This is a genomic window from Sphingomonas sp. BL-S-28, from assembly GCF_055521515.1.
Genome location: NZ_CM145484.1, coordinates 2,240,881 through 2,266,179, shown reverse-complemented (window position 1 = coordinate 2,266,179; position 25,299 = coordinate 2,240,881). Strand labels below are relative to the sequence as shown.

At 64.5% G+C, this 25,299-nt stretch carries 20 protein-coding genes and 3 tRNA genes; 16 read left to right on the top strand and 7 right to left on the bottom strand.

Annotated features, from left to right (window positions below):
• The first annotated feature begins 134 nt into the window (after positions 1-134).
• The 6 genes from ACZ1JC_RS19480 to ychF all read left to right on the top strand — a co-directional run bounded on the left by ACZ1JC_RS19480 (position 135) and on the right by ychF (position 5,269).
• Entirely contained in the window at positions 135-1,028 is an 894-nt protein-coding gene (locus ACZ1JC_RS19480; protein ID WP_465135316.1) for a TraB/GumN family protein, read from the top strand.
• A 17-nt stretch (positions 1,029-1,045) separates the two neighbouring features.
• Positions 1,046-1,903, top strand: coding sequence for a TraB/GumN family protein (locus tag ACZ1JC_RS19475; protein ID WP_465135317.1), 858 nt, complete (start codon positions 1,046-1,048; stop codon positions 1,901-1,903).
• Entirely contained in the window at positions 1,896-2,678 is a 783-nt protein-coding gene (locus ACZ1JC_RS19470) for a metallophosphoesterase (RefSeq protein ID WP_465135318.1), read from the top strand. Before ACZ1JC_RS19475 ends, ACZ1JC_RS19470 begins: the two co-directional genes overlap by 8 nt.
• Positions 2,679-2,833: 155 nt before the next feature.
• Positions 2,834-3,445, top strand: coding sequence for a 50S ribosomal protein L25/general stress protein Ctc (locus ACZ1JC_RS19465; protein ID WP_465135319.1), 612 nt, complete (start codon positions 2,834-2,836; stop codon positions 3,443-3,445).
• A gap of 87 nt (positions 3,446-3,532) precedes the next feature.
• Positions 3,533-4,102 carry an aminoacyl-tRNA hydrolase gene (pth, locus tag ACZ1JC_RS19460; protein WP_465135320.1) on the top strand — a complete coding sequence of 190 codons (570 nt, stop codon included), beginning with the start codon at positions 3,533-3,535 and terminating at the stop codon, positions 4,100-4,102.
• 66 nt (positions 4,103-4,168) lie between these two features.
• Positions 4,169-5,269, top strand: a complete 1,101-nt coding sequence (ychF, locus tag ACZ1JC_RS19455) for a redox-regulated ATPase YchF (RefSeq protein ID WP_465135321.1) — start codon at positions 4,169-4,171, stop codon at positions 5,267-5,269.
• 4 nt (positions 5,270-5,273) lie between these two features.
• Here the strand turns inward: ychF and ACZ1JC_RS19450 are convergent, their stop codons facing one another.
• Positions 5,274-5,714 (bottom strand): MerR family transcriptional regulator, encoded by a 441-nt coding sequence (locus ACZ1JC_RS19450; RefSeq protein WP_465135322.1) that lies wholly within the window; start codon positions 5,712-5,714, stop codon positions 5,274-5,276.
• 41 nt (positions 5,715-5,755) lie between these two features.
• Here ACZ1JC_RS19450 and ACZ1JC_RS19445 point away from each other — a divergent pair, with 41 nt between their 5' ends.
• Both ACZ1JC_RS19445 and ACZ1JC_RS19440 read left to right on the top strand, forming a co-directional pair.
• Complete coding sequence (locus ACZ1JC_RS19445) at positions 5,756-6,511, top strand: glutaredoxin family protein (protein ID WP_465135323.1); 756 nt, start codon at positions 5,756-5,758, stop codon at positions 6,509-6,511.
• 42 nt (positions 6,512-6,553) lie between these two features.
• Entirely contained in the window at positions 6,554-7,804 is a 1,251-nt protein-coding gene (locus tag ACZ1JC_RS19440; protein WP_465135324.1) for an alkaline phosphatase family protein, read from the top strand.
• A 30-nt stretch (positions 7,805-7,834) separates the two neighbouring features.
• Here the strand turns inward: ACZ1JC_RS19440 and ACZ1JC_RS19435 are convergent, their stop codons facing one another.
• The 3 genes from ACZ1JC_RS19435 to mutL are packed head-to-tail and all read right to left on the bottom strand — an operon-like array spanning position 7,835 to position 11,204.
• A complete protein-coding gene (locus tag ACZ1JC_RS19435; protein ID WP_465135325.1) occupies positions 7,835-8,782 on the bottom strand; it encodes a DUF2167 domain-containing protein in 948 nt (315 codons plus the stop codon).
• Positions 8,783-8,832: 50 nt separating this feature from the next.
• Entirely contained in the window at positions 8,833-9,387 is a 555-nt protein-coding gene (locus ACZ1JC_RS19430; RefSeq protein WP_465135326.1) for a hypothetical protein, read from the bottom strand.
• Complete coding sequence (gene mutL, locus ACZ1JC_RS19425) at positions 9,384-11,204, bottom strand: DNA mismatch repair endonuclease MutL (RefSeq protein WP_465135327.1); 1,821 nt, start codon at positions 11,202-11,204, stop codon at positions 9,384-9,386. Before mutL ends, ACZ1JC_RS19430 begins: the two co-directional genes overlap by 4 nt.
• A 276-nt stretch (positions 11,205-11,480) precedes the next feature.
• On the opposite strand from mutL, the gene ACZ1JC_RS19420 reads away from it, so the two are divergent.
• From ACZ1JC_RS19420 to ACZ1JC_RS19385, 8 genes are all read left to right on the top strand, one after another.
• On the top strand, positions 11,481-12,527 hold the full coding sequence (locus ACZ1JC_RS19420) for a rod shape-determining protein (RefSeq protein WP_132385298.1): 1,047 nt from the start codon (positions 11,481-11,483) through the stop codon (positions 12,525-12,527).
• Positions 12,528-12,649: 122 nt separating this feature from the next.
• Positions 12,650-13,549 carry a rod shape-determining protein MreC gene (locus tag ACZ1JC_RS19415; RefSeq protein ID WP_465135328.1) on the top strand — a complete coding sequence of 300 codons (900 nt, stop codon included), beginning with the start codon at positions 12,650-12,652 and terminating at the stop codon, positions 13,547-13,549.
• Complete coding sequence (locus ACZ1JC_RS19410; RefSeq protein ID WP_465135329.1) at positions 13,546-14,094, top strand: rod shape-determining protein MreD; 549 nt, start codon at positions 13,546-13,548, stop codon at positions 14,092-14,094. Before ACZ1JC_RS19415 ends, ACZ1JC_RS19410 begins: the two co-directional genes overlap by 4 nt.
• Entirely contained in the window at positions 14,091-16,205 is a 2,115-nt protein-coding gene (mrdA, locus tag ACZ1JC_RS19405) for a penicillin-binding protein 2 (RefSeq protein WP_465135330.1), read from the top strand. The genes ACZ1JC_RS19410 and mrdA overlap by 4 nt, the downstream gene beginning before the upstream one ends.
• A complete protein-coding gene (rodA, locus tag ACZ1JC_RS19400) occupies positions 16,205-17,317 on the top strand; it encodes a rod shape-determining protein RodA (protein ID WP_465138542.1) in 1,113 nt (370 codons plus the stop codon). Before mrdA ends, rodA begins: the two co-directional genes overlap by 1 nt.
• A gap of 115 nt (positions 17,318-17,432) precedes the next feature.
• Positions 17,433-17,508, top strand: a tRNA-Lys gene (locus tag ACZ1JC_RS19395).
• 25 nt (positions 17,509-17,533) lie between these two features.
• Positions 17,534-17,609: transfer RNA gene (locus ACZ1JC_RS19390), tRNA-Lys, on the top strand.
• 28 nt (positions 17,610-17,637) lie between these two features.
• A tRNA-Lys gene (locus ACZ1JC_RS19385) sits at positions 17,638-17,713 on the top strand.
• A gap of 549 nt (positions 17,714-18,262) precedes the next feature.
• On the opposite strand, the gene ACZ1JC_RS19380 is transcribed toward ACZ1JC_RS19385, so the two are convergent.
• Genes ACZ1JC_RS19380 through ACZ1JC_RS19370 form a run of 3 tightly spaced genes read right to left on the bottom strand, consistent with a single transcriptional unit; the run spans position 18,263 to position 25,232 of the window.
• The gene (locus ACZ1JC_RS19380) at positions 18,263-18,448 is read right to left on the bottom strand and encodes a hypothetical protein (protein WP_465135331.1); all 186 of its coding nucleotides are present in this window, start codon (positions 18,446-18,448) and stop codon (positions 18,263-18,265) included.
• Positions 18,448-22,704 (bottom strand): translocation/assembly module TamB domain-containing protein, encoded by a 4,257-nt coding sequence (locus ACZ1JC_RS19375; protein ID WP_465135332.1) that lies wholly within the window; start codon positions 22,702-22,704, stop codon positions 18,448-18,450. The genes ACZ1JC_RS19380 and ACZ1JC_RS19375 overlap by 1 nt, the downstream gene beginning before the upstream one ends.
• Complete coding sequence (locus ACZ1JC_RS19370; RefSeq protein WP_465135333.1) at positions 22,704-25,232, bottom strand: autotransporter assembly complex protein TamA; 2,529 nt, start codon at positions 25,230-25,232, stop codon at positions 22,704-22,706. The genes ACZ1JC_RS19375 and ACZ1JC_RS19370 overlap by 1 nt, the downstream gene beginning before the upstream one ends.
• Positions 25,233-25,299 lie beyond the last annotated feature (67 nt).

Below are 25,299 nucleotides of genomic sequence, written 5' to 3'. Positions count from 1 at the left end.
GAACCGGGCAAATCAACCGCGCAAAACGACGGTGTGATGACTGAGAGCGCTACCCTGAGGAGGCCGGGCCCGCTAAGGCCATCCCCAACGCGCCGTTAATGCCGCGTTTGTTCCTGGCGCTTCATGGAATAGCGATGAAATTCTCCCGAAAGTTCCGCCTTCGCCTTGCCGTAGCAGGTCTGCTCGGCCTGTTTGCCACTGCCCCCTCGCTGGCGCAGGAAGAGGCGCCCGCGCGCCCGGCAATGTGGAAGATCGCGGACAAGGACACCACGATCTATCTCTTCGGCACGATCCACATCCTGCCTGAGGGCACCAACTGGTTCACAGGCCCGGTGAAAGATGCGTTCGATTCGTCCGATCTGCTGGTGACGGAAACCAAGGTCGATTCGCCTGATGCGCTGCAAAAGCTGTTCGTCGAAAAGGGAATGCGCGCCGACGGCACGACCCTGCGCGCCAGCCTGCCGGCCGATGAACGCGCCGCGTTCGAGAAAGCGCTGGCCGGCATGGGTCTTCCGGCCGAAGCCTTCGATTCCTTCGAGGCATGGTATGCGGGGCTGCTGCTTTCACTGTTGCCGCTCAAGGCCGCCGGCTTCGACAAGGCCAACGGCGTGGAGACCCTGATCGACGCCAAGGCCGACGACGCACACAAGGCGCGCCAGACGCTGGAAACGCCGGAATACCAGATCGAACTGTTCGACGACATGCCGGTGGACAGCCAGAACCGCTATCTGGGCGAAGTCCTGGACCAGCTTCCCACCCTGCGCGAGGATGTCGCCAAGGTCGTGGCAGCATGGAAAGCCGGCCGGGCGGACGAGCTTGCCAAATTGCTGAATGAAGACGAATCCGACTTAGCCATGCGCAAGGCCTTCATTACCGACCGAAACGCGGCCTGGGCGAAATGGCTGAAAATGCGGATGGCGCAGCCTGGCACGGTCTTCGTTGCCGTCGGCGCCGGGCATCTTGCCGGCGAGGGCAGTGTGCAGGACCAGCTTGCAAAGGCCGGGATCAAGGCCACGCGGGTTCAATAAGAGGGTGCAATAACAAGATGATGCGCTGGCTTCTGGTCGCCCTGACACCCATTCTGCTGGCCGCGTGCTCCCCACAGCCGGAGCCCGCCACCCCCGCTCTTTGGCGCGTGGAAGGTCCGGGAGGTCAGCAGGCATGGCTGTTCGGCACGATCCACAGCGTGAAGCATCCGCTTGCCTGGAAAACCCCGGAGGTCACCAAGGCGCTTGCCGGTTCTGACACGATCATGGTCGAAGTGAGTAACCTTGCCGACGAGAAGGCTGTTGCCGCAACATTTGCACGCCTTGCCAGAAGCTCCGATGAACCCATTCTTTCACAAAGAATTTCTCCGGATAGGCGCCCTGCACTCGCCGCCCTTCTCAAGCGCGGCGGCTATTCCGATGGCGACTTTGCACAGGTCGACACATGGGCGGCCGCGCTCACCCTCGCCCGTATCGGCGCCAGCGATGATGAAAGCCGCAACGGCGTCGATCGGGCAATAATGGAACAGGCCAGCGGCAAGCCCGTGGTCGAACTCGAAGGCGCCGAACGACAATTGGGCCTGTTCGACAGCCTGCCCGAAACCGACCAGCGTGATCTGCTCGCCTTCGTGGTAACCGATCAGCAGGGCGACGACGATAGCCGCCTTGCCGAAAGCTGGCGCAAGGGAGACATGGTCGCCATCGAGCAGGAAACGCGGCGCGGCATGTTGGCCGATCCGGAATTGCGCGCGGTGCTGTTCACCGGCCGCAACCGCGACTGGACAGGCAAGATCGCACAGGCCATGCAGGACGGGCAGCATCCGTTTGTGGCCGTCGGCGCGGCACACATGGCAGGTCCCGAGGGACTGCCCGCAATGCTCGCTGCACAAGGCTACAAGGTCACCCGCGTTGAGTGACGGCAATGAACAGCCCGCGCCTGAGCCCCTCGATTCAGGACCATTCGACATCATTGGAGATGTCCATGGTTGCGCGGATGAACTGGAAGACCTGCTTACCAGCCTGGGATACCGGGTCACTTGGAGCGATCGGCAAGTAACCGTTACGCCGCCATCGGGCCGCCGCGCGATATTCCTGGGCGATCTGGTCGATCGCGGGCCACGATCGCCGGACGCATTGCGCATCGCCCGGCACATGGTGGAGGCCGGAAAGGCCCTGGCGGTGGTCGGCAATCACGACGACAAGCTCGCGCGCTATCTCGCGGGACGGAAAGTTATGATTGCCCACGGACTTGCGGAGACTATCGAGCAGTTGTCCGAGGAAACGCCCGAATTCCTGACCGAGATGCAGGCATGGCTCGGGGAACTGCCCAGCCACCATATTCTCGACGACGGAAAGCTGATCGTCGCCCATGCCGGCTTCAAGGAATCGCTGCTTGGCCGCACCGGCAAAGCGGTGCGTGCCTTTTGCATGTATGGCGAAACGACCGGCGAGATCGACGATTTCGGGCTTCCCGTTCGCGGCGATTGGCCCGCCGGCTACACCGGTTCCGCCACGATCGTTTACGGCCACACACCTGTTGCCGATGCGATATGGCGCAACAGAACGATCTGCATCGATACGGGGTGCGTATTCGGCGGCAAGCTCACGGCCCTGCGCTATCCCGAACTCGAACTGGTTTCCGTTCCAGCCAGACGCACATATTATGAGCCGAGCCGCCCACTGCCGAAGTGAGCCACCCTGCACAGGGCCACCGCGCTTGCATTTCCGCCGATTTCGCATTAAGGGCGCGCTTCCCGTCATGGTCATCCCTGGAGGCGTGGCGGGAACGGCGCGGGCCGATGAGCGGTCCGATGCCGATCTATATCCAGTTTTGAAAGGCAAGTCCCATGAGCGATACGCTTAACCTGCCGGCCGAGACGCGTGAACGGGCTGGCAAGGGAGCCTCCCGTGCTCTGCGTCGTGATGGCCGCGTTCCCGCCGTCGTCTACGGTGGCAACGAAGAACCCATCGCGATCCACGTCGAGGAAAAGGAGCTGGTCCGCCAGCTCATGACCGGCCACTTCTTCAACTCGATCATCGAAGTTGAAGTTGGCGGCAAGAAGCTGCGCACGCAGCCCAAGGACGTTGCCTTCCACCCGGTCACCGACCGTCCGCTCCACGCCGACTTCCTGCGCCTCGCCAAGGGCGCGACCGTGCACGTGAACGTGCCGGTGGTCTTCGCCAACGAAGACGCTTCGCCGGGCCTGAAGCGCGGCGGCGTGCTCAACGTCGTCCGTCACGACCTTGAACTGGTCTGCGACGCCGACAAGATCCCGCACGAAGTCACCATCGACGTGACCGGCTTCGACGTGGGCGAATCGATCCACATCAGCCACGTGAAGCTGCCCAAGGGCGTTGCTTCGGCGATCACCGACCGCGATTTCACCATCGCGACGATCGCTGCCCCCTCGGCTCTGAAGAGCGCCGAAGGCGACACGACCAAGGAAGAAGCCGAGTAATCGGATAATTCCAGAGATTGGCCCCTCCCGCCCCGGCATGCCCGGCGCGCGGGTGGGGCCTTTTGCTTTTTCGGGATCAGTTACGTCATGCAGCTTTGGGTCGGCCTCGGTAATCCCGGACCGCAATATGCGATGAACCGCCACAACGTCGGCTTCATGGCCGCGGATGCGATTGCCGAAATCCACCGCTTCGGCCCGATCCAGAAGAAGTTTCAGGGCTGGCTGCAGGAAGGCCGCATCGGTACGGAGAAAGTGCTGCTGCTGAAGCCCGCCACGTTCATGAACGAAAGCGGCCGCGCCGTGGGCGAAGCGATGCGCTTCTACAAGCTGGCGCTCTCCGACCTTACCGTATTCCATGACGAGCTGGATCTTGCCCCCTTCAAGGTAAAGGTGAAGCAGGGCGGCGGCCATGCCGGGCACAACGGCCTGCGCTCGATCGATCAGCACCTTGGCCCCGATTTCCGCCGCGTTCGCCTTGGCATCGGCCATCCCGGCCACAAGGACCGCGTCCACGGCTATGTGCTGGGTAACTACGCCAAGGCCGAAATCGATCCGCTGGCAGACATGCTGGGTGCCGTGGCCGCGGAAGCCGACCGCCTTTCCGCCGGTGACGACGTCCGCTTCATGAACGACGTGGCCCTGCGTCAGCAGGACTAAGGCCAGACTCGCTATCCGTCGCGACTGACGCTAAGGCGCGGCCAAACATTTCTTCCGGAGTTACACATGGGTTTCCGTTGCGGAATCGTGGGCCTGCCGAATGTCGGCAAGTCGACCTTGTTCAATGCGCTCACCGAAACGCAGGCAGCGCAGGCGGCCAACTATCCGTTCTGCACCATCGAGCCCAACGTCGGCCAGGTCGGCGTGCCCGATCCGCGTCTGGACAAGCTGGCCGCGATCGCCGGTTCGGCCAAGATCATCCCGACGCAGCTGTCCTTCGTAGACATCGCCGGCCTCGTCCGCGGCGCCTCGAAGGGTGAAGGCCTGGGCAACCAGTTCCTCGGCAATATCCGCGAAGTGGACGCCGTCGTCCACGTGCTGCGCTGCTTCGAAAACGACGACATCCAGCACGTCGACAACAAGGTCGATCCGATCGCGGATGCCGAAACGGTAGAGACCGAGCTGCTGCTCTCCGACCTCGAAAGCCTGGAAAAGCGCGTTCCCGCCGCCCAGAAGAAGGCTGCGCAAGGCGACAAGGAATCGAAGATCATCGCTTCGGTGCTCGGCCAGACGCTGGAACTGCTGCGCGACGGCAAGCCCGCCCGCCTGACCCAGCCCAAGGACGACGACGAAGCCCGCGTCTTCGCGCAGGCCCAGTTGCTCACCGCCAAGCCGGTGCTTTACGTCTGCAACGTAGAGGAAGAAGCGGCCGCCGAGGGCAACGAGTTTTCGGCCCGCGTGTTCGAGAAGGCCAAGGCCGAAGGCGCCACCGCCGTCATCGTTTCCGCCGCGATCGAATCGGAACTGGTCGGCATGGAGATCGAGGAACGCATGGTGTTCCTCGAAGAAATGGGCCTGCACGAAACCGGCCTCGCCCGCATCATTCGCGCCGGTTACGACCTGCTGGGCCTGCTGACCTTCTTCACCGTCGGCCCCAAGGAAGCGCGCGCGTGGACCGTGCACAAGGGCGCCAAGGCACCTGATGCGGCCGGCGAAATCCACTCGGACATGCAGCGCGGCTTCATCCGCGCCGAAACCATCGCCTATGACGACTATGTCGCACTGAACGGCGAAACTGGTGCCAAGGAAGCCGGCAAGCTGCGTCAGGAAGGCAAGGAATACATGGTGCACGACGGCGACGTCATGCATTTCAAGTTCAACGTCTGATGCGTCAGGCGGCGCAGGTTTTCGAACTTGCGCCGCCACATGATCCGGTTTCCTCGAAAGATTCGAGGATCGGGCAAGGCCCCTCGTCCGACCCCGCACATTCGTGGGCAAGCCGGCGCAGCGACTGACGGGCCGTTTCCAGCTGCGCGATTTCCCGGTCCAGCGCCGCCAGGCGCACTTGCGCCATCTCCCGCGCCCTCGGCCGGTCTCCCGTGTGATCCAGGCTGATCAGTTCGGCGATCTCATCAAGGATGAAGCCCGCCGCCTTGGCAGAGCGGATGAAACGCAGCCGCCGCACGTCCTCCTCGCCATAGTGCCGCTGCCCCTTCGCGCCGCCAGTCGAAGCCGGGCGAGGGTCATTGAGCAGCCCCTTGCGCTGGTAGAACCGCACCGTCTCGACACCTACGCCGCCCGAGCGGGCCAATTCGGAAATCGTCAGGGCCATGCTTGACTCCGTACCATGGTACGGAAGGTATAGCCTTCTCCATGACGCAGCAACAGACCGGAAAACCGACGGCGGTACTCCACCGCATGGTCATGGAAAAGCACTCGTGCCCCTGGGGCATCAAGTCGAAGCACTTGCTCGAAAAGCTGGGCTACAAGGTCGAGGATCACTGGCTCACCACGCGTGAGCAGACCGATGCCTTCAAGGCCGCGAACGATGTCGCCACCACCCCGCAGATCTTCATCGGCGGTGAGCGGATCGGCGGCTATACCGACTTGCGCGCCTATGTCGGCCTCAAGGTCCACGATCCCAAGGCCAAGACCTATCGCCCGGTTATTGCCGTGTTCGCCACCGGGCTTGGCCTTGCGCTGGCGGCAAGTTGGGCTGCGTTCGATACGCCGTTCACGCTGCGCGCAGCCGAGTGGTTCGTGTCGATGACGATGATGCTGCTGGCCATGCTGAAGCTGCAGGATGTCGAACAGTTCTCGACGATGTTCCTCGGCTACGACCTGCTGGCCAAACGGTTCGTGCCTTACGCCTACGCCTATCCGTTCCTGGAATTCGCGGCGGGTGCGTTGATGACGGCGCATGCCCTGCCCTGGCTCTCGATCCCCATCGGCCTTGTGATCGGCGGCATCGGCGCGGTTTCGGTGTTCTATGCGGTCTATATCCAGAAGCGCGAACTCAAGTGCGCCTGCGTCGGCGGATCGGGCGCGGTGCCGCTGGGCTTCGTTTCGCTGACCGAGAACCTGTTCATGGTCGCCATGGCGCTCTGGATGCTGGCGCGGATGGCATAACCCGCCATCGACCTGTCATGATCGGGGGGCTAAGGGCGCGGCATGAAGACGCTCCTCCCCCTGATCGGCGCGCTTGCCGCGCTTTCTTCGCCTGCCATTGCCAAAACCCCGCCCAAGGACAGCCGCGAGCCGGTCGTCATCCTCGTCTCCATCGACGGATTTCGGGCCGACTACCTCAATCGTGGGATCACGCCGAACCTCTCGGCGCTTGCCGCCAAGGGCGTGAGCGCGGCCATGCGCCCCTCGTTCCCCAGCAAGACCTTTCCCAACCACTGGGCGCTGGTGACCGGCAAAGTGCCGGACCGTAACGGCATCATCGCCAACGGCTTCGAGGATCCGGCCCATCCGGGCGAGAAGTTCACGATGTCGAGCGACGAGCCCTATTGGTGGGACGAAGCCGAACCGATCTGGGTCACCGCCGAAAAGGCCGGCATCCGCACGGCAACGATGTTCTGGCCCGGCTCCAACGTGGCATGGGGCGGCACCTGGGTGACCGAGCCGTGGAAGGAAGCCGTGGGCGGCACACGGCCAAGCGACTGGCAGCAGTACAACCGCGCCGTCTCACCGTTGCAGCGCGTCAATGTCGTGCTGGACTGGCTGCGGCGCCCCGCCGCAAATCGGCCCAAGCTGGTCACGCTCTATTTCGACGATGTGGACACCGCCGGCCACCGCTATGGCCCGGACGACGCGCACACCAATGCGGCGGTGACCGAAGTGGACGCAGACATCGGCAAGCTGGTCGCCGGACTGCGCGAACTCGGCCAGTCCGCCAACGTGATCGTCGTGGCCGACCACGGCATGGCCGCCGTATCGAGCGAACGCAGCATCGTGCTCGATCAAGTGGCCGATCCGGCGCTCTACAAGGCGGGTGATACCGGGCCTTTCGCCGCGCTCACACCGACCGAGGGCAACGACGCGAAGCTCGCCGCTGTGCTGCTGAAACCGCACGATCACATGCAATGCTGGCGCAAGCAGGACATTCCCGCCCGCCTGCACTATGGCCGCAACCCGCGCATCGCGCCCTTCTTCTGCCTTGCCGAGACGGGCTGGATGATCAACGCGACCAAGCCGGACAAGCCCTCGACCGGAGGCGCCCACGGGTTCGACAATGCCGCCCCGGAAATGGCAGCGCTGTTCGTCGCGTCCGGTCCGGCCTTCGCGGCCAACCGCAAGCTGGCGGCGTTCGACAATGTCGATGTGGCCCCGCTGCTGCGCGATCTGCTCGGCCTGCCGCAAGCCACGGACGGCGATGGCAATGACGCTCCGTTCAAGCCGGTGCTGAAGGCGAAGTAGGCGAAACCTACCTCGCCTTCCAAGACGTCATCAGGCGTCTGAAGCCTCGCTGCCGGCCGGCTCGCCCCGGTCGGTAGCCGCGCGGCGGCCGAACAGGCCGCCGATCTTCTTGCGCAGCACGGCAAAGCCGGCGATCACGGCCACCGCGATCGGCTTCAGGAACTTCAGCAGGATCGCAAGCAGGCCGAGTTTCTTGGCAACGGCCACACCCACGCCCGCGGCGACCAGACCACCGATGCCGTATTCGGCCGTCTTGTCGGTGGAGGAATTGTAATCCTGATAGCGCGAGCCCGCATCGAAAGCCGCGTGATCGGCAAATGCCGTCGCCGCCTGCCGCACATCACCAAGATGGTCCATCGATGAAACCAGATTGAGGCTCAGCACGCCGCGCCGCCCCAGCGTGCGCACATCGTAATTCAGGCTGTGAACCTTCGCGTCACCGAAAGCGATATCCTGCGCCCAGACTACCGAATGCGTGCCGGCGTCATACTTCGGCTGCTCCGCCCAACCGGCCAGATGCATCGGCGAATAGCCGTCCGCCTTGCGCTGTTCGTTACGCTCGTCCTCACCCTCGCGCATCTGTGACAGCAGCTCGGTATAGTCCACCTTGCCGGCATCTTCGTCGTTCACGAAGCCCGTGTCCTCGTATGTGACGACCGCGCCCCAGGCGTCGCTCAGCGGCGATGTGCCGGCCGGCATCACCAGCCCCAGCACGCCTTCGGCCACCTTCGGCGGATTGCCCCAGATTTCGACGATGATCTTCCGGGCGTCTTCCGGCCCATAGAAGTCATAGGCAGATCCCAGATCCAGCGTCGCGTGGGCCGCTGCGATGGCGATCTTGCCGTGCTGCGGATGAAGCGATTTCGCTGCCGCCACTGCGGCGGGCGGCAGGTTGGCCTCCTTTTCCGCCGCCCATGCCGGCGAACCGGCAACACCAATGAGCGCCGCAACCGCGACGCCCAGCAAACGCACCTTCATGAAATACCCCCATTCAATGAACCGGCATAATGCCGATACAGCCAAACGGGTCAATCGGCGGTGGCGGTTTCCCCGGCACTTTCAGATGCTTGCCCCGGCGTGTCGGTGCACGTCACCTCCCCATCGGCAAGGAAGGCCACACGCTCCTGCGAATCGTGGAGGACCAATCGCGCCGGCCAGTGCCTATGGTTCGATCCGCCGACGCGATCGGGCAAGCTCACCAGATCGACCCATGTTGAGAGCCCGACGTAAGTTGTGCGTGCATTGCCCGGTAATTGCGCGCTTTCCAGCTTCGCAGCGTAGCGCTTCAGATCGCCTTCGATGCGCATGAAGCCTTCTTCGGCATTGCCGATGAAGATCGGGTCCGCCTCCCCCTGCTTGCGGAACCTGCAGCCGGGCTTGTCGAGGCCATAACGCTCCACATCCACGCTGGTGATCGGCTTGGGAACGATGGGCTTGAACGGTTCCTTGCTCATCCGCTCGACCATCGCGATGTCATGCGCATCCTCGGCGTCCTTGCGGGCCGGATCCTCCCGGCCGCAAGCGGAGAGGGAGGCCATGGCGGCAAGAGCGAGGCCGGGGGCAAGCATCGTGGATCGCGTCATTTTCGTCCGAACAGCTTCTCGATATCCTGATGTGCCAGCTTAACCCACGTAGGGCGGCCATGGTTGCATTGCCCCGAACGCGGCGTTCGTTCCATTTCGCGGAGCAGCGCGTTCATCTCGGCCACCGAGAGCGAGCGCCCTGCCCGCACCGATCCGTGGCAGGCCATCGTCGCCAACACCAGATCGAGCTTTTCGCCCAGCAGCAGCGCATCGCCGTTCTTGGCCAGATCGTCGGCAACGTCCTGCACCAGCGCATGGACATCGCTCTTGCCGAGGACCGATGGCACCGCACGGACCAGCATCGCACTGGGGCCGAAACGTTCGAGCGCCAGACCGAATTTCGCCAGATCGGCAATCTTGTCCTCCAGCGCGTCGCAGGCCGCTTCTTCCAGTTCGACGACTTCGGGCAGCAGCAGCGCCTGGCTGCGCACCATCGCATCCTCGGCGCCGGCCGCCTTGAGCCGTTCCAGCACGAGCCGTTCGTGCGCGGCGTGCTGGTCCACGATGACAAGGCCGTCTTCAGCTTCGGCGACGATGTAGGTTCCCGCCACTTGCCCGCGCGCAACGCCCAGCGGGTAGCTGATCTCTTCCTGCGGCTCCTCGGGCGCCACTTCGGCGCGGCCCGAAGGTTCGGCCATGACTTCGGCCTCGTAGGAACGCCATGCCGTGCCCGCCTCGGACAGTCGCGGCGCGGCAGGGCGCAGCGTGGGCGCATATTCGCGTGCGAACAAGGAACCCAGCGCCGGCGCCGGTTCCGGCGCGCGCGGCGCTACCGGCTCGACCTGCCACATGTTCATCGCTGCAGCCTGCGGCGGCTGGGCACTCTTCTGTCCGGACGATTCGAGCGCATGGCGCAGCGCGCCAACCAGGAAACCGCGAATGAAGGCCGGATCCCGGAAGCGCACTTCTGTCTTTGCGGGATGGACGTTTACGTCGACTTCTTCAGGTGGAAGCTCAAGAAACAGCGCCAGCACCGCGTGCCGGTCACGCGCCAGCATATCCGAATAGGCGCCCCGCACCGCGCCGACCAGCAGGCGGTCCTTCACCGGGCGGCCGTTGACGAACAGATATTGGTGATCGGCGACGCCGCGATTGTAGGTGGGCAATCCGGCCACGCCCGTCAGCCGCGCCGTGCCGCGCTCGGCATCGATCAGCACGCCATCGTCGGCCAGTTCGCGGGCGACAAGCCGCGCCACGCGCGATGCCAGTTCCTCGCGCGGCTGCACCGCCAGAACGCGGCGGCCTTCATGCTCCAGCGTGAAGCCGATGTCCGGTCGCGCCATGGCGAGCCGGCGCACCACATCCTGACAGGCGGCATATTCGGAACGGGCCGAGCGCAGGAACTTGCGGCGGGCGGGAACCTTGCCGAACAGATCCTCCACCCGGATGCGGGTGCCGGGCGGCAATGCGGCCGGCGAATCGACCGCGACCTGTCCGTGATCGACCACGCGCTTCCAGCCCTCGGCGGCATCGTGAGGGCGGCTTTCGATCGTCAACCGCGCCACCGATCCGATGGAGGGCAGCGCCTCGCCCCGGAATCCCAGCGTGGTCACCAGTTCGATCGCCTCGTCCGGCAACTTCGACGTGGCGTGACGCTCCAGCGCCAGCGCGATTTCGTCGGGCCGCATCCCGCAGCCGTCGTCGGTCACCTCGATCAGGTCGAGCCCGCCCGAGGCAAGCCGTACCGTGATCTCGGTAGAGCCCGCATCTATGGCGTTTTCGACCAGTTCCTTGAGGGCCGCTGCAGGCCGTTCCACCACCTCGCCCGCGGCGATGCGATTGACGAGATGCTCGGGTAGGCGGCGGATCGTGGGCATCGGATAGTCTCTGGTTCGGCCTGTTGCTTGGGGGCGAAGGAGGCGCTCTGCGCCGCGCAGATCATTGACGCGAAGCGGCATTCACGAACTGTTCCACTCCCTAGCGACGAACCGCGAGGATTTCGAGACGGAGCCCTGCGGATTCCCACGAAAAATCGTCACAAAATTTTGGCGTTTCGCAAATCGATCGGCTAAGGGGCTGTCTCTCCTTCAAACAAGCCGGCCACGCCGTCCCCCAACAGGGCGGCAAGCGGCCTGAAAGACAACGGATTACTGATGGCTTCGCTCGTCTCGCGATTCTTCAAGCTCGGCTCCCAGAACATGGCTATCGACCTGGGCACCGCCAATACGCTCGTCTATGTTCAGGATCGCGGCATCGTGCTGAACGAACCGTCGGTGGTCGCCATCGAGACGCTGAACGGCGTCAAGAAGGTCAAGGCCGTGGGCGATGACGCCAAGATGATGATGGGCAAGACGCCCGACAACATCGAAGCCATCCGCCCGCTGCGCGACGGTGTGATCGCCGACATCGAAATCGCGGAAGAGATGATCAAGCACTTCATCCGCAAGGTGCACGGCAAGAAGAACCTGTTCCGTTACCCGGAAATCGTGATCTGCGTGCCTTCGGGCTCGACCTCGGTCGAACGCCGCGCGATCCGTGACGCCGCCTCGAACGCCGGCGCCAGCCAGGTCTACCTGATCCTCGAACCGATGGCTGCCGCGATCGGCGCCGACATGCCGGTTACCGAACCGGTCGGCTCGATGGTTGTCGACATCGGCGGTGGCACCACCGAAGTCGCCGTGCTGTCGCTGCGCGGCCTTGCCTACACCACTTCGGTGCGTGTCGGCGGTGACAAGATGGACGAAGCGATCGTTTCCTACGTTCGCCGCCACCACAACCTTCTGATCGGAGACGCCACGGCGGAACGCATCAAGAAGGACTACGGCATCGCTACCATCCCGGCGGACGGCATCGGCGAAACGATCCACATCAAGGGTCGCGACCTTGTGAACGGCGTGCCGAAGGAAATCACCATCAGCCAGGCGAACGTCGCCGAAGCGCTGGCGGAACCGATCGGCGCCATCATCGAAGGCGTGCGCATCGCGCTTGAGAACACCGCTCCGGAACTCGCGGCAGACATCGTCGACCAGGGCATCGTGCTCACCGGCGGCGGCGCGCTGATCCAGGGCCTGGACGACTATCTGCGCGAAGAGACCGGCCTGCCGGTCAGCGTCGCCGAAGATCCGCTGTCCTGCGTCGCACTCGGCACCGGCCGCGCGATGGAAGACCCGGTCTATCGCGGCGTCCTGATGTCCGCATAAGCGTTCGCGCGGGCGGCGCGGCCAACAGGGCCCGCGCCGCCCGCATTTGATTCCGGCGAGGGTTTCGTCGGCAAGGCCATTAACGGCGGTCCGTCCGCCCTTGTTTCAGGAGTGCATGGCGCATGGCGCCGCCCGCAAACAGGCGCTCCAGCTATTCGCGCAGAGCGCAATATTCCACCTTCCTGAGCTATTCCGCGGGCGTGTTGGGCGCTGTCGTGGGGTTGGGGCTCGTGGTGGTCTCGCTGGTCAACCCCGATGTGTTCTCCCCGCTGCGCGGCCTTGCCTCCGATGCGACGGAGCCTGCCAGTCAGGCCGTCGCAGGCGGACGCGACTTGGGCCGCGACGCGGTTGCAAGCGTTTCCGGCTTCTTCCATTCGGGGAGCGAGAACGCGCGCATCCGCCGCGAACTGGCTGAGGCGAAAGTGCGCCTAGTCCAGGCAGACGCCACGCGCGTCGAGAATCAGCGGCTGAAGGCGCTGATGGGCATTCCCGAAGCGGACGCCACACCGGTCGCCTTCGCGCGCCTTACCGCGTCGACCGGCAGCAGCACCCGTCGCTATGCCACGCTGGGCGCCGGCCGTGATCGCGGCGTAGTCACCGGAATGCCGGTGCGTTCGCCGATGGGGCTGGTCGGCCGCGTGCTCGAAGTGGGTGCATCCAGTTCCCGCGTGCTGCTGATTACCGACAGCGAGAGCCTGGTCCCGGTCCGCCGCTCCACCGACGGCGTGCCCGCCTTCGCGCAAGGCGCGTCGGACGGTACGCTGCGGATCCGCCTGATCAACCTTGGCATCAATCCGCTGAAGAAGGGCGACGTGCTCGTCACCTCGGGCTCCGGCGGGCTCTATCGCCCCGGCACGCCGATGGCGATCGTTACCGAGCTGCTGCGCGACGGCGCCATTGCCCGCGTGCTCAGCAACCCTTCGGATACCGATTACGTCATGGTCGAAAGGACCTGGGCTCCGCCGCCTCCGCCGCCGCCGGCCCCCACCACCGATGGCATCAAGCCGGCGGGCAAGCGATGAACCTGTTCCGCGCGCCGCACAGCCACACCCACCGTAGCATCAACCGCGCGCCGTGGCCGCCGTTGGCGCGCGCCTTCCCCTGGCTGACGATCCTGCTGGCCTCCATCGCCCCGTCGTGGCTGATGATTGCATCGGCCCCGGTGATGCCGCCGCTCGGCTATCTGGTCTTCCTGTCCTGGCACCAGTTGCGCCCCGGACTTTTGCCGATCTGGGCCGGCCTGCCGCTGGGCCTGTTCGACGATCTGTTCTCGGGCCAGCCCTTCGGCTGCGCGGTGTTGCTCTGGTCCGCCTCCTCCATCGTCCTCGACCTTGTCGAAACCCGCCTTCCCTGGCGTAATTTCGTGATCGAGTGGCTGGTGGCGAACGGCCTTATCCTCGCCTATATCGTGCTGTGCCTGGGCCTCGCCAATGTCGGCGGGGCGGACGCCCCCCTCCGTGTGATCGTGCCGCAAATCGTGATTTCCGTGCTTGCCTATCCCCTTGTCGACCGCTTTGTCGCCATTGCCGATCGCTTCCGCCTGAAGCCGTTTCTGGTCGCGCGATGAAGATCAATTTCCGGCGCCTTATCCAACCGCGCCACGTCAGTGCCGGCACCCTGCGCAACAGCTTCGACCGGCGCAGTTTGGTCATCGGCGGCATTCAGGGCGGCATCGGCGTGCTGCTGGCCGGACGCATGGCCTATCTCGCCATCGGCCAGAACGAGAAATACAAGCTTGAGGCGGAGAGCAACCGCGTCAACCTCTCGCTGATTCCGCCGCGCCGCGGCTGGATTCTTGACCGTAACGGCACCCCCCTCGCCTCCAACCGCGCCGACTTTCGCGTCGACGTGGTGCCGGAACGCATGGAGGACAAGGCCCATACCCTGAATGTGCTTGGCCAGCTCCTCAGCATGACGCCCATCGCCATGCAGGATCTGGAAGACAAGATCGAGAAGTCGCGGGGGTTCGCCCCGGTCGAAGTCGCCAGCGGCCTCGATTTTGAGCGATTTGCCGCCGTCAGCGTGCGTCTGCCCGATCTTCCCGGCGTGGTGACGCAGCGCGGCTATTCGCGGTTCTACCCGCTGGGGCCTTCGGTCGGCCACCTGATCGGCTACGTCGGCCCAGCCTCGGCAGAGGAATATGAAAAGGATCACGATCCCGTCCTGATCACGCCGGGCTACAAGGTCGGCAAGGACGCGCTCGAAAAGTTCTACGAGAAGGACCTGCGCGGCACCCCCGGTGCCCGGCGCGTCGAGGTTACTGCATCGGGCCGCATCGTCCGCGACCTCGACACGCGTGAGGATGTTCCCGGCAAGACCATCAAGCTCACCATCGATGCCGGCATCCAGGATTATGCCTCGCGCCGGATCGGCATCGAATCGGGCGCCGCTGTCGTCATGGACTGCCAGACGGGCGACATCCTGGCGATGTGCTCGATGCCCAGCTTCGATCCCAACAGCTTTTCGGACGGCATCGGCCGCCTCGAATGGAAGATGCTGTCGGACGACGACCATGTGCCACTGCGCAACAAGGTGCTGCGCGGGCTCTATCCGCCGGGCTCTACGGTCAAGCCGATGGTCGCGCTCTCGTTTCTGGAAGCCGGGCTGGATCCGAACGAATCGGTATTCTGCAGCGGCGGCCTGCGTGTGGGCAACCGCGTGTTCCACTGCTGGCAGCATCGCGGCCACGGCCAGGTCAACATGGCCAAGGGCGTCTACCAGAGCTGCGACGTCTACTTCTATCACTTCGCCCAGCGCATGGGCATGGACCCGATCGCCGCGATGGCAAGCCGGCTTGGCCTCGGCCACGATTTCCCGCTGCCGGTTTCCGGCCAGTCCTACGGCACCGTGCCCAACCCCGCGTGGAAGCTGAAGAAGTACGGCAAGGAATGGCAGACCTTCGACACGGTCAACGCCACCATCGGCCAGGGCTACTTCCTGGTGAACCCGCTGCAGCAGGCGATCCAGGTTTCGCGAATCGCCAGCGGCAAGATCATCATGCCGCGCCTGATCCACGGCAGTGACTACGTACCACCCAAGCCCCTCGGCATCCCCGAGGAGCATCTGGCCTATATCCATCAGGCCATGTCCGACGTCGCCAACGGCCCGGGTTCGGCGCCGCACGCCCGCCTGCCGTTTCCGGACATCAAGCTGGCCGGCAAGACTGGTACGGCGCAAGTCGTCGGCCTCAATATCGGCAACGGCAAGGGTGGCCTGTGGAAGCACCGCGATCACGGCCACTTTATCTGCTTCGCCCCTGCGGATAACCCCCGCTACGCGTGCTCGGTGGTGATCGAGCACGGCGGCGGTTCGGGCGCCGCCTATCCGGTCGCCCGTGATATCCTGACCTATATCTTCGACAAGCAGAAGGGCATGGATATCCTGACCGAGCTTGAAAAAGGCTGGGGCGGCACGCCCAAGGAACGCCTCGACGCGCGGTATCGCAAGTATTCCGCGGAATACGGCGTGGGCGCGCCTGCGGTGTCTCCCGAACAGGAAAGCGCGGCCGTCGATCAGGCCGATGCCGCACCCGAAGCGCAGCAGCCGATCGTCCGCGATGCCCAGTCGCCCGCGCCCGAACCGGCTGCCGCGAACGCGGCTCCGGCAGGCTCGCCCCCGCCCGCCGCAACGGCACCTGCAACGCCGGCCGCCGTACAAACTCCCGGAACTCCGCAATGATCAGCCGTTCCATCGTCCCCGATACCATCGCCCGCCAGCCTTGGGGGATGCTGGTGCCGCTGATGGGGCTGGTATCACTCGGCGCGGCAGTGCTCTATTCGGCCGCGGGCGGCAGCCTTCAGCCCTACGCGCTCAGCCACGTGCTGCGTTTCTTCGTATTCCTGGGCATGGCCATCGTGATTTCCCGCTTCAGCCGGGATTTCTTCCGCATGGCGGCCTATCCGATCTATGGCGCGATCGTTGTCCTGCTGGTGCTGGTGGAGGCGATCGGCGCGGTCGGCGGGGGTAGCCAGCGCTGGCTCAACCTGGGCTTCATGACGCTGCAGCCATCGGAACTGATGAAACCGGCCATCGTGCTGGTGCTGGCCCGATTCTACGAAACCCTGCCCCATGCCATGACGGCAAGCTGGCGCGGACTGGTGCCTGCAGGCGTGCTGATCCTGCTGCCAGTGGCCTTCGTTGCCATCCAGCCCGACCTCGGTACGGCGCTTGCGATCTGCTTCGGCGGCGGCGTCACCATGTTTCTGGCCGGCCTGCCTATGTGGTGGTTTGTCGGCGCCGGCCTTACCGGGCTTATCGCGGCGCCGATCGCCTTTTTCACGCTGCTGCACGATTACCAGCGCAACCGCGTGTTGACCTTCATGGATCCCGAGAGCGATCCGCTGGGCACCGGCTATCACATCACCCAGTCCAAGATCGCGATCGGGTCGGGCGGCATCTTCGGCAAGGGGTTCGGCAACGGATCGCAAAGCCACCTGCAATATCTGCCCGAACCGCATACCGACTTCGTCTTCGCCACGATGGCGGAAGAATGGGGCATGGTGGGCGGATACTTCGTGCTGTTCGTTTTCGCCGTGGTGCTGACCTGGGGTACGCGAGTCGCCCGCAACGCGCCCGACCGCTTCTCCAGCCTGCTGGCCGCCGGCATGACCGCGACGATCTTTTTCTACGTTGCGATCAACCTGATGATGGTCATGGGGCTGGCGCCGGTGGTGGGCATCCCGCTGCCGTTCATGAGCCATGGCGGCACGTCGATGATGACGAACATGATCTGCATCGGCACGCTGATGGCCGTCCGCCGCTGGAGCAAGCGGCCGAGCAGCCTTTCCTGAAAAAAATCTGGACCTACCCCCTTCCCATCCAAAATTTTGCCGTTATAGGGGCCTCTCCGCCGCCGAGGAGGAGCCCACAAGGCTCTGAAACGGCAGCCCGGCCAGGGCAAAGTGTGGACGCATAGCTCAGTTGGTAGAGCAGCTGACTCTTAATCAGCGGGTCCTTGGTTCGAGCCCAAGTGCGTCCACCAGTCCTGTCCTTACGCGGAAACGCGTGGACGCATAGCTCAGTTGGTAGAGCAGCTGACTCTTAATCAGCGGGTCCTTGGTTCGAGCCCAAGTGCGTCCACCATTTCCGTACCTTACGCGGCAACGCGTGTGGACGCATAGCTCAGTTGGTAGAGCAGCTGACTCTTAATCAGCGGGTCCTTGGTTCGAGCCCAAGTGCGTCCACCACCGCGTAACTTCCCAGTATAAGCCGTAACGACGCCTTCCAGGCCGCCTCTCCCATCTACATCGCTGCATCAACAGCCGTGCGACTTCCATTCGCCTTCGAAACTGTGATGCGCGCCATTGCCAGGCTGGCCCCTGTCTCGGGCCCCGTCTCCGGCATTGTCACGACCACGCGAATCACGCGCGTGAAAATCGCGATCGCTGGCACCGCGCCTGCCGGCATCGTCTGTAACCGCGTGGGCGGGCCGCATAGCGGGCACCGAAGTCGATGCCTTTATGCCTGCATATGCCTGTCCGGCACTTCCCAGCGCCAGAGCGCAGAGGAACGCCGAAGCCAACCTCTTCTTCATCGGGCACCTCCATTAGAAACCGTTGCAACGGAGCGGGACCATCCCGCTTCGATCGCCGGCTGACGGGGGATGCACCGAATCTGGTTAAGGGAGCCTTGAGCGAGCCTTAAGGGACGAACGCCGCGTCTTGCGCCGCGACCCGAACATGCCCGCGACCCGAACATGCAGGGCGCGGTGCAGACCTAGCCTACGCAGACCCAGCCTATTTCGCCTCGCCATCGTCCTCTTCAGCGGCAGGAGGCGCACCGGTGCCCATCGCTTGCGCATCGATCTCGTGCGCCTTCTTGTCGATTTGCGTGCGCGCGGCCTCGTATCGCTCGTCGAACGTCGGTTCGCGGTGACACGCGCCCAGTGCCAGCAATGCGGCGGCAAGGAACAGCCCCCGCATCAATAGTCCTTCTTGATCTTCACGCTGACCGAGTTGACGCCCGAACCACCGGCCTGGCTGAGCACCGAAAGCCAGCGCGTCACACTCACTTCGATCTGCGTGGCGGTGAAGCCGCGCGCGTCGGTGATCAGTTCGACGTAGATATCGTCCGTCAGGTACTGGCCTGCAGCAAGCGCAGTGCCGCGCCCGCTCGCCTCATCGGGGCTGAGGATGCGAAGCCGGTCGATGCCCGTCGCCGAACGCAGCTTGCCCAGCGGGTTAAGCCCGCCGCCGCTGCCGCGCAGGGTATTGAGCGATGTCGCCAACTGTACCGCCTGGATCGCCGAAAGGTTCGCGATCGAACTGCCGAACAGGATGCGCGACAGGATTTCGTCATCGGGCAGGCTTGGGTCGGAGCTGAACTCGATCTGCGGATTGTAGGCCCGGCCACTCACCGAGACGGTGACGTTCACGTCCTCGATGGTTTCTTCCGCCTTGATGGAGACCGAGGGATCGATCGTGCGGCCACCGTTGAACGAGATCTTGCCTTCCGAAATGCTGAACGATCGCCCGGCGAAATCGAGATTGCCGCGCACCAGCGTAACGTCGCCCGTCAGGCTGGGCGCCGAACTGGTGCCCCCAACGGTGAAATCGGCACTCCATTCCGAATCGAGTCCCATGCCCGAGACATAGAGCTTGTCCGGCGCCCTCAGATGCAGGTCGAGCCGCAGCGATGAGAACGCGGAACTGATCTGCTCCACTTGCTCATCCCCCGTCACGCGGGTCGGGCCGGTCTTCGGCTTGAAGCGAACGCCGGTCAGATGCGGCACTTCCACCGCGCCTTGGCGAACGATCTCGTACCGGGTTTCCGGAAGCCGCAACTGGCCCGACAGGAGTGCCGTCTCGCCCGCGTGCTTGGTCAGGTTCAGCGTGCCAGTGGCGCTGGCGGACAGCGATGCGCTGCGTGCGAGCTGCGCACGGTCCAGCTTCACGGTCAGATCCATCGGATAGCCTGCCGCAGCGGCAAGGCTCATGCGGCCACTGGCGCTCACCGTGCCGGCGCCCGCATTGGCATTGAGCGACTGCAGTTCGAAGCTGTTGCCGGTGAAGCGCCCCTCCAGGCTCATGTTGGTGAGCTTGGTGCCATAGGCCAGGTTCTCGTACGTAAGATCCCGCCCCTTCACGAGGCCGTTCACGCATGGGTCGGACAGCTTGCACGAGAAGTCCGCCGCCAGTCCGATCGGGCCGCTGAGCGTCTGCCCCGCCTGACCGACGAAGGAGAACAGCGTGTCGGCCGGGCCGTTATAGCGGATGCCGCCACCAAGGGGCGCTTCCATCAGCCGCGTCGCCCATGAGCCTTCCCCTGCCGGAAGCGGCCGCAAGGTCGCCTCCATGCGGCCGATCACGCTGCCGCGCTTGCGGATCACGGCATGAGCTTCCGCCCCGTCCGACACCAGCTTGCCCAGGAAATTGATGTCCACCGGCTGGCTGACCGTGCTGGAACTGGTACGGGTAAAGTCGTTGATCGACAGGCGCGCATCGGCAAGCGGGAAGGCCGTCGAACTGGCCTGTTCGAAATCGAAGCTACCGTTGGCGGTGCCGCCCAGGCCGTAGCCGGGGACGAAGGCGTTGAAGACGCCGACGTCGAAGTTCTCGAACCGGCTCTCCAGCTTCATGCCGGCGCCATACTTGCCGGCAACGCGCGCGGTTCCGCGACCGACCGACAGAGTGGTGGGAAGCAGTTCGTAACCGTCCTTGCCCGGAACGATGCGTGCCGGGCTGAGCGTGCGTACCGACTGGCCGCGCACACGGCCGGACAGGGCCACGCGCCACAGTTCAGGAGCCAGATCGGCATTCACGCCCAGACGAAACGGCACGCCGCTGACGCCTTCGATCAGCGCCTTGGCCTGCCCGCGCCCGTCGCGATAGTCGACCAGCACGCGCGCGGCAGCCAGATCGAGCGCGCCGAGCGAGGTTCCCGCAAGCTGGGCATCCGCGATCACCAGCGGCTTGTCGTAAAGGACTGCCCGGCCATCGATCAACGCGGATCCGATCGTCAGCTTCGCCGCCCCCGGGAACACCGCATCCTTGGCGCGCAAGTTGAAGTCCACCGCCTGGTATTTGCCCTCGGCCGAAAGCCGCAGAGCGCCGCCAATGCCGTTGCCTGCCGCCGTCAATTCGCCGGCAAAGGGACCGGCCGGGGTCTGCGTAAGCTGTCCGGCGAAATCGACGCCGGAAAGATTGGCGCTGTTGATCTGCACCGCCAGTTGGCGGCCCGTTTGCAAGGTGACATCGGCCGTAAGCGGCCCGTAGTCGGTGTCGCCCTTCACATCGAAGCGATAGCCACCGCGCACGCCGGTGATTCGGGCATCCAGATTGGCAAGGCCGATGCCGAAGCCGGGATGCTCGGCGGTAAGATGCGCGTCGGGATTGGCGATGGTGCCCGTTACGCGCACACCCAGTGCGCCATAGCGATCGGATGCCCCGCGGGCGACCAGGGAAATCCGGCCGCCCGGCGACCAGCTGCCCTGCCCATCCACGATCCGGAGATCCGGCGCGTTCATCCGCAACGCGGAGAAATGCACGATCCCGTCAGACCCATATCGAACACGCGAGGATGCCGCGAAATTGCCGCCCAGATAGCTTTCGAGGCTGGCATTGAACAGCTTGCGGGAACGGGCATGAACCGTCCCTTCCAGCGCGAAGCCGTTCCGCTCGCTCTTGAGGTCCATGTTCGTGCGAATGTCGAACACGCCCACGCTTTCAAGGCGATAGTTGTCGATCTTGCCGTCGATGGCGCCGGTGTAGAAACCCTTCGAGATATCCGCAGCCAGGATCAGCTTGGCATCGATGCGGTCCGATCTCAGGCGCATGTTGTCCGACAGGACACGGGTGCCGTCGATCGCCAGATCGCCATTGAGACTGACGTTGTTCAGCGTGCCACCGGCAACGGTATCCAGCCCGACGATCCGGTTCACGCGGGCAGCCACGGGAATCAGGATTTTATCCGCGTCAACCCTTGCCGCGCCTTGAGCGCTGAAGCCTTCCAGCCCCATGTCGTTCATCCTGACACGTGCGGCATTGATGCGATAGGCCGCCTTGGGCCGGGTGAAGGCACCATCCAGCGCGAGCGAGGCCGTCAGCCCCGCGCCGCTCAGGTTCTTGGCGATGGCCGCCGGCTTCAGCAGAGCGAATTGCAGGCGCAGATCGTCGAAGGTGTTCTGCGACAGATCGATGATGCCATCCGGTCGCAGTGTGAAGGCATCGCTGGAAACCAGGCCGGAGAGCTTCGCCCGCCGCTTGTCGAGCACGGCGGTAAGGTCGAGATTGGTGATCGGCCCGAGCAGCCCTGCCGTCGGCCCGGTGAACAGGCGCGCAATCCGCGTCGGCCCCTTGATCGCGAACGTGCCATCACGTGCCGACAGCGCCAGGCGGGCCATCTCGCCGCCGCCAAGATCGGCGTCGAACTTGCCGTCCCACGCCTTCCAGTCCCCCTTGCCATCAAGACGGAGCGCCAGCGGCTGCTTGAAGCCGCCCAACGCCGCGATGACGCCGCCGGTTGGCGCATCGAGATCGACCTTCAGTGCCAACCGGTTCTTGGCCGGCACCGCATCCAGTACAAGATCGAAACGATCGCCGCCCTGCTTGCCATCGATGGCGATCGTGCCGCCCTTGGCAAAGACCTGCGCGCGGCCATCGGCGATGTGTGCGCGGCCATCGACCGTTAGGATGCGGCGCACGCCGGCAACCGGTGGTTCGGCGATGAAGCGCGCAATCCGCAAGCGGCCAACGTCGATATCCAGATTGGGCAACAGCGGTTCGTTGCTGGGCGGCGTCGGGTTGAACTTCGGGGTGCGGCGCAGGATCATGCGCTCGGTAGTGGCGCTGCGCACGTCCACATGGTTACGCAGATAGGCAAAAGGCCGCCAATCGACCTCAATCTCCGGTGAAAACAGGAATTCGCCGCGCGGATCGCTGACCGAAAGGTCATGCAGCGTCATCTTGCTGTAGAGCGACCCCTCGATCCGCCCTACCTTGATGCGCATCCCGTTCTCGAACCGCAGCGCCGCGATCTGTTCGGCAACGAAACGGTGGCCCGGCCCGGTATCGATGCCGAAGATCACTGCTGCGGCAAGCACCACCGCGCCCAGGAACAGGCCGACAACGGTCTTCAACGCGCGGATGCGCAGGCGCCGGCCCAGCGTAGGCCGCTTGCGCGCCGGTTCCGATGCGCCGTTTTCGCCTTCGGGCGGCAGGACTTCGTCGTTCTCTTCCATCAGAACGCCTGTCCGATCGATACGTAGATATTGATGCGCGATTCCCCGGGCTGCCGGTCGATCGGCGTCGCCACATCGAGGCGGACCGGGCCGAAGTTGGTGTAAAAACGCCCGCCGAGACCGACGCCGTAGCGCAAGTTATTGAACTGCGGCATCTTTTCCCGATAGGCCTGCCCGGCATCGACAAAAGCAACCACGCCGTAAGTGCCAAAGCGATAGCGCACCTCGGCCGAGGCTTCGTTGAGGCTGCGGCCGCCCACTGCCTTGCCGTCCGGCGCCTGTTCGCCCAGCGCCTGATAGCTGTAACCGCGCACCGAGCCGCCGCCGCCGGCATAGAGCCTGCGCGAAGGTGCGATGTCGAACAGTTGCGCGCCCTGGATAGTGCCCAGCCGCACACGGCCCGCCAGCACCAGTCCATCGGTTACGGGATAATAGCCCGAAGCGTCGATCCGGCTGCGGACATAGGGATTGAAACCACCCTTCACCGTGGCTTCCGGCTGCACCAGCGCGGTGAAGCGGTAGCCTCTTGTGGGGTCCAGCAGGCTATCCGTCCGATCGAAGCCAGCCTGCCCATTGACGCCCACCACATAGTAGAGCTTGCGATCGCGTGTTCCGGTGTCGACGTTGTAGTCGGTTTCTCCGGTGATCAGCGCTTCGGCGCCATAGGCGTAGGTGAATTTCTTCTGCCACAGAGGGGTCGAGTCGCGCGCCATCCGCACGGCGATGCGGCCGGTGTAGGCGCTATAGGCGTCGTAATCGTTGTGAAACGCTTCGGCCACGAGTTCGAAAGTGCGATCCCGCTTGCCCGCGTTGGACCGGCGGAAAGTCGAACTCACCCCCTGCTGGCGCGTGCCGGCAATCCCGCTGAAGATCAGCGCGCCTTCGGGCGGGAACATGTTGCGATTGGTCCAGCTGGCCTGTGCGCTGAGCCCCTCACCCGTGGCATAGCCCACCGTTCCCGCGATCGTGCGCGGCGGCCCGGCATCCTGCTGGACGTGCAGCGTCACATATTCCGTGCCGTCCGGCCCCGCCGATTCGCCGGTCTTGCGCGGTTCGACGGAGACGGTGGAGAACAGGCTTGTGGCAACGAGCGCCTTGCGCAGATCGTCCACCTTGCGGCTGTCGTAAAGCTGGCCCTTCTTGAAGCGGGCCAGCACGGCCACGTGGTTCACGTCGAAGGCCAGATCGCCCGCCGTGGTGAAGCCGCCGAAGCGACCGCGCGGACCGACATCGACAGGCAGCGTATAGACGCCATCGCCGCTATCCTGATCCAGCAGGATGTCGCGATCGCCCACTTGCGCAAAGGCATAGCCGTTTTCAGGCAAGGCCAGCGCCACTTGCGCTTCCGCCCCCTGCACCTTCTCCGCAATGATCGGATCGCCGACTTTGAGAGCCAGGTTGTCCGCGATCAGCGTGGAGGGAATGGTCGGATCCGCCTTCACCACGATATCGGAGAAGACGTAACGCTTGCCCGGGGCAACGGTGATCACCGCCGTCAGCGGCGGTCCTTCGTCTCCATTGCGATTGCGCTCGATCCGGGTGTTGATCGTGGGCGAATACCAGCCCTCGGACGCGAGCACGGTCTGCATCAGCGTCGCATCTTCCGTCAGGCGCGCGCGCAGCATGGCGATGTTCGCTGCTTTTCCGGTCTTCCGCAGGGCGGAATGCGTCTTGAATTCGCTCTTCAGATCGATGTCGGTCGCGTCATCGGCGCTTTCGAGCCCGTCGATCCGGACGGCGTAGGCCACCTCGGTATCTTTCGACGATTCCTCGCTCTCCGCGAACTGCACCGGCGTAACTTCGAACTGATCGATCGGCGGCAGTGGCGTGTTCAGCTCCGGATCGCGAGCGGGAGCCTGACCGATCGACTCGGCTGCAGCAGTGCCGACAGCCGCGGCCGAAGCACCCGCGCTGACGGCCGGCTGGGCAGTGCCATTTGCGGCGGCCGAACGGGTAGCGTTCTGCTCCGCCCGTTCCTCGGGCTTGCCGCCCGCCTTGTTGCCCGCCTGATCGCCTGCCTGTTCACCCGCCTCATCGCTGGGCTTTTGGGTCGCCAGACGCTGCTCGAATGCTTCGATCGATTCGAGCGGCTTGTCGAGTTCCGGATCGTCCGCCGCGTCCAGCTTGGGGATGGAGCGGTTGAATTCGTCGTCCGGGATGATCGGCTTGACCTCCGGCAGGGGCACATCGGCCGGGGGAGCGGGAACCTCCATCTTGCCGGCCTGCAGGTCATCGCCAACCTGGGAAGCCTGCCCTGCACCTGATTGGGCCGCCCCGGCTTGGCCCGCACCTTGAGGTGCACTGGCCTGGGGCGCACCAGTTTGGGCAGTGCCCGCCTGGCCGACTTTGTTCACAGCCTCGCCCGATTGCGGCGTAGATCGGGAATCGGACTGGCCAGCAGCCTTAGCCGCTTCCTGTGCCACCGCCGGCACGGAAGAGGCAGCCAGCACCAGAGCCAGCGTGACCAGTCCCGCACCTTCACGTACAAGCCGGGAACCGACGAGGTCGTGATGGCTTAGCATTGGCATGAACGGCGCGATGAAACATCCCCCTGTCGAGACTGGGCAGCAGGCCCCCTCGTGCTTTACCGTATCG